This is a genomic window from Pyrobaculum sp. (assembly GCF_049971835.1).
Classification (GTDB): Archaea; Thermoproteota; Thermoprotei; order Thermoproteales; family Thermoproteaceae; genus Pyrobaculum.
In genome coordinates this window covers 1-5,882 of record NZ_JBMFKV010000127.1, presented here as the reverse complement: position 1 = coordinate 5,882, position 5,882 = coordinate 1, and the positions used below count along the sequence as shown (strand labels likewise).

Below are 5,882 nucleotides of genomic sequence, written 5' to 3'. Positions count from 1 at the left end.
GCTCGGGGTGGGGCATCACTTACTACGACACCGTTTATTTCACCTTAAATCTAAGAAACTTAAGGATCCCCCTAGTAGGCGAGGATTGGGATCTTGTAAATAGAGGAGCTGTTAGGAGCTGGGAAGTTCCCTTCAGCGACTTTTAGGCGTAGATTCTTCCAGAACTCAAGTATGGGCTAGTCCCTCAAGGTTCTTTACGATGGTGCGATAAGACGGGGCGGTGCCCCGCCGGATTCACAGCGCGGCGTCCGCCGCCCTCGTCCGGCGTAGTCCCGGCAAGAGACATATGAACGCTGAAATTTGAATATTTCGCCTATACCTGAACCCGGCGTTGAAACCCCAATTTTCGCCAAAAACATCCCGAGCTTAGAATCAAGTAACATCTCTTTGTCTTTTCTAGAACCATCATTTGTTAACGCGGTCACTCACGCTGCGTGGCATGCACTTCTTACATGCTACGGCTTTAGATTACTACTTAGAGCTGTGGTATCGCTGTTATTTTCGCATGGCTGTGCGGTGCGTATGAGGTGCGTGTGGTGGCTACCTGCCGTGTAGTTTATATTTCTGGTATGTAGAAATTTCTTATGAGAGGTGCTGTTGTTAGTATTCAGGTGGCTATTCTTCTTATGTTTATCATGGCTATTGCCATCGCCCTCGCGGGGTATCTCTACACCACGTTTTACTCCTCTCTGCAGTATACCTACATAGCGCTGACGCAGGCCTACATCTACCCAACCTCCGCGGGGGCTGAGGTGAAGATATGCTTCATGGTCGGGGGCGCCGGCGGCCTCTCCATCTCGGGGGTTGAGCTAGACGGCAAGCTATCGCCCAGCGTGAGAGTCTACGTGAGAGGTGTGGAGAGGGAAGTGGTAAAGGCGGGTGACGTGGGGTATATAAAGGCCGAGTTCCCCGGCGTCTCGGTGGCGCCCGGCTGGATGCCCACGGGACGCGTCGTGACGAGACAGGGGTTCAGCTTCTTTTTCACACCCGCAGTCTCGCAGGCGGAGGGCCGTTGCCCCGGGGAGTAGTTTTAATACAAGCCCCTTTTCCCACCCTATGTCTCTTTCCCCGGAGGACTTGGCTAAGCTTGTCCTCGTCTCCAGCCCAGACGTCGGCGGCGGCCGGGTTCTCTTCACGGTGACGAGGGTAAGTCTAGAGCTGGATAGGTACGAGTCTTCTATCTGGGTCTGCGAGGGGGACTTCTGCAGGTCTGTCTTGCCGGGGCCGTTCGACTTGGCGGCTAAGGCATCTCCCGACGGGGCGCGGATCGCCTTCCTCTCCCGGAGGGGGTTTGGGGAAAAGGAGAGGGGCGTCGCGCTGTGGGTCTCGGAGTGGGGTGGGGAGCCTAGGCAGTTGGCCAAGTTTCTGGGGGTTCTGGACTTCGCGTGGGGGCCCGACGGCGGCGCCTTGGCCGTGGTGGCGTATGAGGGCGCTCTTGAAAGCGACGTTAAGCATGTGGAGAGGTTGCCTGTGTGGATAAATGACTTCGGCTTCGCGTACAACGTCGCCAGCCACCTCTACATCGTGGATGCCCTCAGCGGCGCCGTGGAGAGGCTGACTGAGGGGGACGTGAGGGTGTTGAGGGCTGGGTGGAGCCCCGACGGAAGGAGGATAGCGTACGTGGTGGCCCGTGACTGGAGGAGGCCTCATATACAAGACGTGGTTGTCCTCGACTTGAAGACAGGGGAGCGGGTGGTGGCGGCTTCGGGGTTCTCCTCTGTGTCTGAAGTCGCGTGGGGCCCCGACGGGAGGCGAATAGCCTTCACGGGCCACCTGAGGCCTAGGGGGCTGTCCTCCCACTCCAGGGTGTGGGTAGTGGAGGAGGGTGGGGAGCCGGTGTGCGTCACCTGCGGCTTTAGGTATGGGGTTGGCAACGGGGTTAACAGCGACGCGAGGGGGCCTAGCTACGCGAGGTCTCTCTACTGGGCTGGGGACTCCGTGCTGTTCCAGGCCACTGTCGGGGGGACTGTTGGGGTTTTCCGCGCAGAGCTCAGCGGCGAGGTGTCCCCGGTCCTCACGCCTAGGGGGGTTGTGGACGAGTTCGCGCCGCTGGGAGGCGGCGTTGTGTATACCTACATGGAGGCGGACAGGCCTAAGGAGTTGTACTACTGGGACGGGTCCGAGGCCCGTAGGTTAACCCGCTTTAACGATTTCGTTTTGGAGAGGTGGCGCCTCAGAAGGCCCAGTAGGTTTGTGGTCAAGGCGAGCGATGGGGAGGAGGTGGAGGGGTGGGTGCTGTTGCCGGACGGCCCCGGCCCGCATAAGTGGGTGTTGTACATACACGGGGGGCCTAAGACGGCGTATGGAGAGGGCTTCATGTTCGAATTTCACCTACTGGCCTCGCGGGGGTACGCCGTGGTTTTTTCAAACCCCAGGGGGAGCGACGGCTACAGCGAGGAGTTTGCAGATATTAGGTGTAGATACGGCGAGAGAGATTTCCAAGACTTGATGGAGGTTGCGGAGCACGTGGTTAGGAACTACCCTCTTGATCCAAATAGGTCGGCCGTGGCTGGCGGGTCTTACGGCGGCTTTATGACCAACTGGATAATTACCCACGTGGATAAGTTCAGAGCCGCGGTGACCCAGCGCTCTATCTGCGACTGGGTGTCTATGTACGGCACCACCGACATCGGGTGGTACTTCGTGGAGGATCAGCTGTGCTGTACCCCGTGGAGAGGCCGCGAGCTCTGTATAGAGAAGAGCCCGCTGTATCTGGCGGATAGGGTCAAGACGCCGACATTGATTATCCACTCCATAGAGGACTACAGAACGTGGCTCGACCAGGGGATTCTCTTCTTCACGGCGCTTAAGCTACACGGAGTGGATGCGAGGCTGGTCCTCTTCCCCGAGGAGAGCCACGAGTTGACCCGGAAGGGGAAGCCTAGGCACCGTGTGGAAAACTTTAAGGAGATTCTAAACTAGCTGGATAGATATGTATAAGCGGGTTAGAGTAACTCTGGACAACGGCGACGTCTTTGAAGGCGTTTTGATCCCTCCGACGCAGTTCAGCGACCCGGACATCGTCGTATTGAAGCTGAGGAACGGCTACAACGTCGGCTTCAAGAAGGGGAGAATCAAGGAGCTGGTCGAGCTGGGCGAAGTGGCGCCGCCGCCCCCCACAGTGCAGCCGGCGCCGAGTGGCGGCGGAGAGAAGATCTGGCTACTCGCGACGGGCGGCACGATTCTCTCTAGGGTTGACTACGTCACGGGAGGGGTCTACCCAACCCTCAGCGTGGACTACCTCATAGAGATCCTCGGCGGCTTGGAGGCTCCGATTGAGGTGGAGGAGGTCACGGCGAAGTTCAGCGAGGACATGACGCCGGGGCTTTGGTCTCTCGTCGCCGCGAGGATAGGGGAGGCTTTCCAGAGAGGGGCACGGGGGGTCGTGGTTATGCACGGCACCGACACCATGCACTACACCGCTGCGGCCATGGCCTTTGCCTTCAGGAGAGCCCCCGGCCCCGTGGTGTTTGTGGGGGCGCAGAGGTCGAGCGATAGGCCCTCTACAGACGCCGTGCTGAACCTCAAGGCGGCGGTGGCGGCGGCGGCCAGGGCGCCGTTCGCCGAGTCTGTCGTGGCGATGCACAAGTCAAGTAGCGACTCGGCGGTGGCTATCCACAGGGGGACGAGGGTGAGGAAGATGCACACCTCGCGCAGAGACGCGTTTCAGTCAGTAAACGCCGCCCCCATTGCGGAGTACTACCCGGATAAAGACGTGTTGCAGATAAACACGGCCGACTACAAGGAGAGGGGCGGGCTGGAGTACACGACGAAATTCGACGAGGCGGTTGCTCTGGTTAAGTTCTACCCCGGGATGCACCCGCGCCTCCTAGAGGCGTTGCTTGAAATCGGGGTGAGGGGCGTGGTGATCGAGGGGACGGGCTTCGGCCACGTAGGCGAGTACCTACTGCCAGCTATTAAGAAACTAACAGACGCCGGCGTCGTGGTGGCTGTGGCGAGCCAGACTCTATTCGGCAGGGTGAACCTCTATGTGTATAGGAGGGGAAGAGAGTTGCTGTCCATGGGCGTCGTGCCTCTAGAGGATATGTTGCCAGAGGCGGCCTATGCCAAGATGTCCTGGGCCTTGGCTAACTTCAAGAAGGAGGAGGTGGCGCGGATACTGGCGACGCCCGTGGCTTACGAGATAAGTCCTAGATCTGACCCCACCGCGTTTGGGGCATTATGAGCGACGCCTTGTCCGTGGTTGACACTCTATGCAAGACGCCGCGCGTCGGGTGGTTGCAGAGGGGCGTCCCAGACGCCGAAAGCGTGTGTGAACACATCATGTTGGTGACCCTGCTCGCCGGGGAAATCGCGGCGCATCTAAACGCAGAGGGCGCTGAGGTGGATTTAGCAAAGGTGTTGGCGGTGGCGGCTGTGCACGACTTGGCCGAGTCCATACTGGGCCACCCCGGCCGCGAGGTGAGAGATAGACTGAGGTGGGAGGAGCTTGAGGAGGAGGTTATAAAAAGGGAGTTCCCCCACTTGGCTGAGCTGTTCCGGTGGTACCGCTACGAGACAAACTTCGTAGGCCGCATAGTGGCCTTCGCGGATAAGTTAGCCACTCTTATAAGAGCCTGCCGCTACAAGAAGCTCGGCTTCGACACAGACGACCTTATAAAGAACTTGTATGGAAAATTGTCTAAATACGATGACCTGGCCCACATCCTCGACCTATACTTGGCTAGGTACTGCCCTGGGGCTGGCCTATAGCGTCTAGATACTCAACCCTCGCCGTGCCCTCCCTATACGGGATTACTAGGGACTTCCCCAGGGGGTCCTCCACCACGAGGGTGAAGCCCCCCTCCTCGATTTTTTTATAAACTCTCTGTATAAACTGGTCTACCCTCTCCCTGCCCTCTGGCTCAAGTACCTTTAACCTCTCGGCGTAGTCGATAACCTTGTAGAGAAAGCCCTCCACTGTTGTGATCATGGGCTCTCCGTGGCTTCCGGGCTCTAAGGTGAACCCAAGATCGGGGGAGTAGATCGTGCCGGTCTTGCTACGGATGAGGAAGGACTTGGCGACGTCTGTGCCGTCCTGCGCCGTGAATATGACGCGCGTCGGGCGGCCGACTTCTGCGTAGTCGATGTCGAAGAATCTGTAGCCGCAGGTTTGGCAGTACCCGCTTTGTATAAGCACGTTGCCGAAGAAGGGCGTGTCGTAGAGCACCTCGACGTACCTAAACGTCTTGGCTCCACAGACGGGGCAAGTCGCCTCTGTGCTGAATACCACAGACATGCGCCGAGGTGGGCAATAATTTAAAAACGTGTCACACCCCATACCCCATGGAGAAATTCGACGTGGCGGTGGGCCTCGCCGCCGTGGTGTTCATAGCACTCGTGCTGAACGGGCTCTGGAGCATAGTCAACGCCCAGACTGCGTACTGCGGGGTGCTGACCGGATACGTGCTCCTCGGCGCACTGGCGGGTGGGTCCCTTCTGCTGAGCAGATGGTACAGACAATTGGAGACAATCGGCGCGGGCCTAGCCCTGCTGTACCTACTCGTCATGTGGATAACATTTCTAAACCCCGGAACTCTGCAGTACTGCTAGTACATCAAGTTTTTAAATTCGGATAAAGCCGACGACGTTATGCCACGAGCAACAGAGAAGAGAAAGAAGCGGGGAAAGATCTTCATAATAGCATTGTTGGCACTTATCTTCGCCGAAACAGGCTACATACTCGGGACAACCGGCCTAATGGGCATAATCTTTCCGGGTGTCCGTGGTGCTTCTGTGGGTTTTAGTGATGTTGTTGGGGTGTCTACTGCCTATGTCTTCTTCAACGGGTCTGTTTCGCGGGGGGTGTCTCAGCTGTATGGCGATGCCTATGTCTACGTCGTGGCGTATCAGCCCGGCGTGGCGCTTCCAGACGCCGTGGC

At 58.2% G+C, this 5,882-nt stretch carries 6 protein-coding genes and 1 pseudogene; 6 read left to right on the top strand and 1 reads right to left on the bottom strand.

What is annotated here, in order from left to right; genetic code table 11:
* Positions 1-584: 584 nt before the first annotated feature.
* From ACP5J3_RS10295 to ACP5J3_RS10280, 4 genes are read left to right on the top strand one after another with little or no spacing between them, the layout of a single operon-like run.
* Positions 585-1,028 carry a hypothetical protein gene (locus ACP5J3_RS10295; protein ID WP_428495613.1) on the top strand — a complete coding sequence of 148 codons (444 nt, stop codon included), beginning with the start codon at positions 585-587 and terminating at the stop codon, positions 1,026-1,028.
* Positions 1,029-1,056: 28 nt separating this feature from the next.
* Positions 1,057-2,922: a S9 family peptidase gene (locus ACP5J3_RS10290; RefSeq protein WP_428495612.1), complete on the top strand. Its 1,866-nt coding sequence runs from the start codon at positions 1,057-1,059 to the stop codon at positions 2,920-2,922.
* 10 nt (positions 2,923-2,932) lie between these two features.
* Positions 2,933-4,186, top strand: a complete 1,254-nt coding sequence (gene gatD / locus ACP5J3_RS10285) for a Glu-tRNA(Gln) amidotransferase subunit GatD (RefSeq protein WP_428495611.1) — start codon at positions 2,933-2,935, stop codon at positions 4,184-4,186.
* Positions 4,183-4,713 (top strand): HD domain-containing protein, encoded by a 531-nt coding sequence (locus ACP5J3_RS10280; RefSeq protein ID WP_428495610.1) that lies wholly within the window; start codon positions 4,183-4,185, stop codon positions 4,711-4,713. Before gatD ends, ACP5J3_RS10280 begins: the two co-directional genes overlap by 4 nt.
* Here ACP5J3_RS10280 and ACP5J3_RS10275 read toward each other — a convergent pair.
* A complete protein-coding gene (locus ACP5J3_RS10275; RefSeq protein ID WP_428495609.1) occupies positions 4,685-5,239 on the bottom strand; it encodes a ZPR1 zinc finger domain-containing protein in 555 nt (184 codons plus the stop codon). The genes ACP5J3_RS10280 and ACP5J3_RS10275 overlap by 29 nt on opposite strands.
* Positions 5,240-5,286: 47 nt before the next feature.
* Between ACP5J3_RS10275 and ACP5J3_RS10270 the strand changes: the two genes are divergently transcribed.
* Both ACP5J3_RS10270 and ACP5J3_RS10265 read left to right on the top strand, forming a co-directional pair.
* Positions 5,287-5,553 (top strand): hypothetical protein, encoded by a 267-nt coding sequence (locus tag ACP5J3_RS10270; protein WP_428495608.1) that lies wholly within the window; start codon positions 5,287-5,289, stop codon positions 5,551-5,553.
* Positions 5,554-5,592: 39 nt separating this feature from the next.
* Positions 5,593-5,882, top strand: a pseudogene (locus tag ACP5J3_RS10265) (hypothetical protein); the annotation flags it as partial.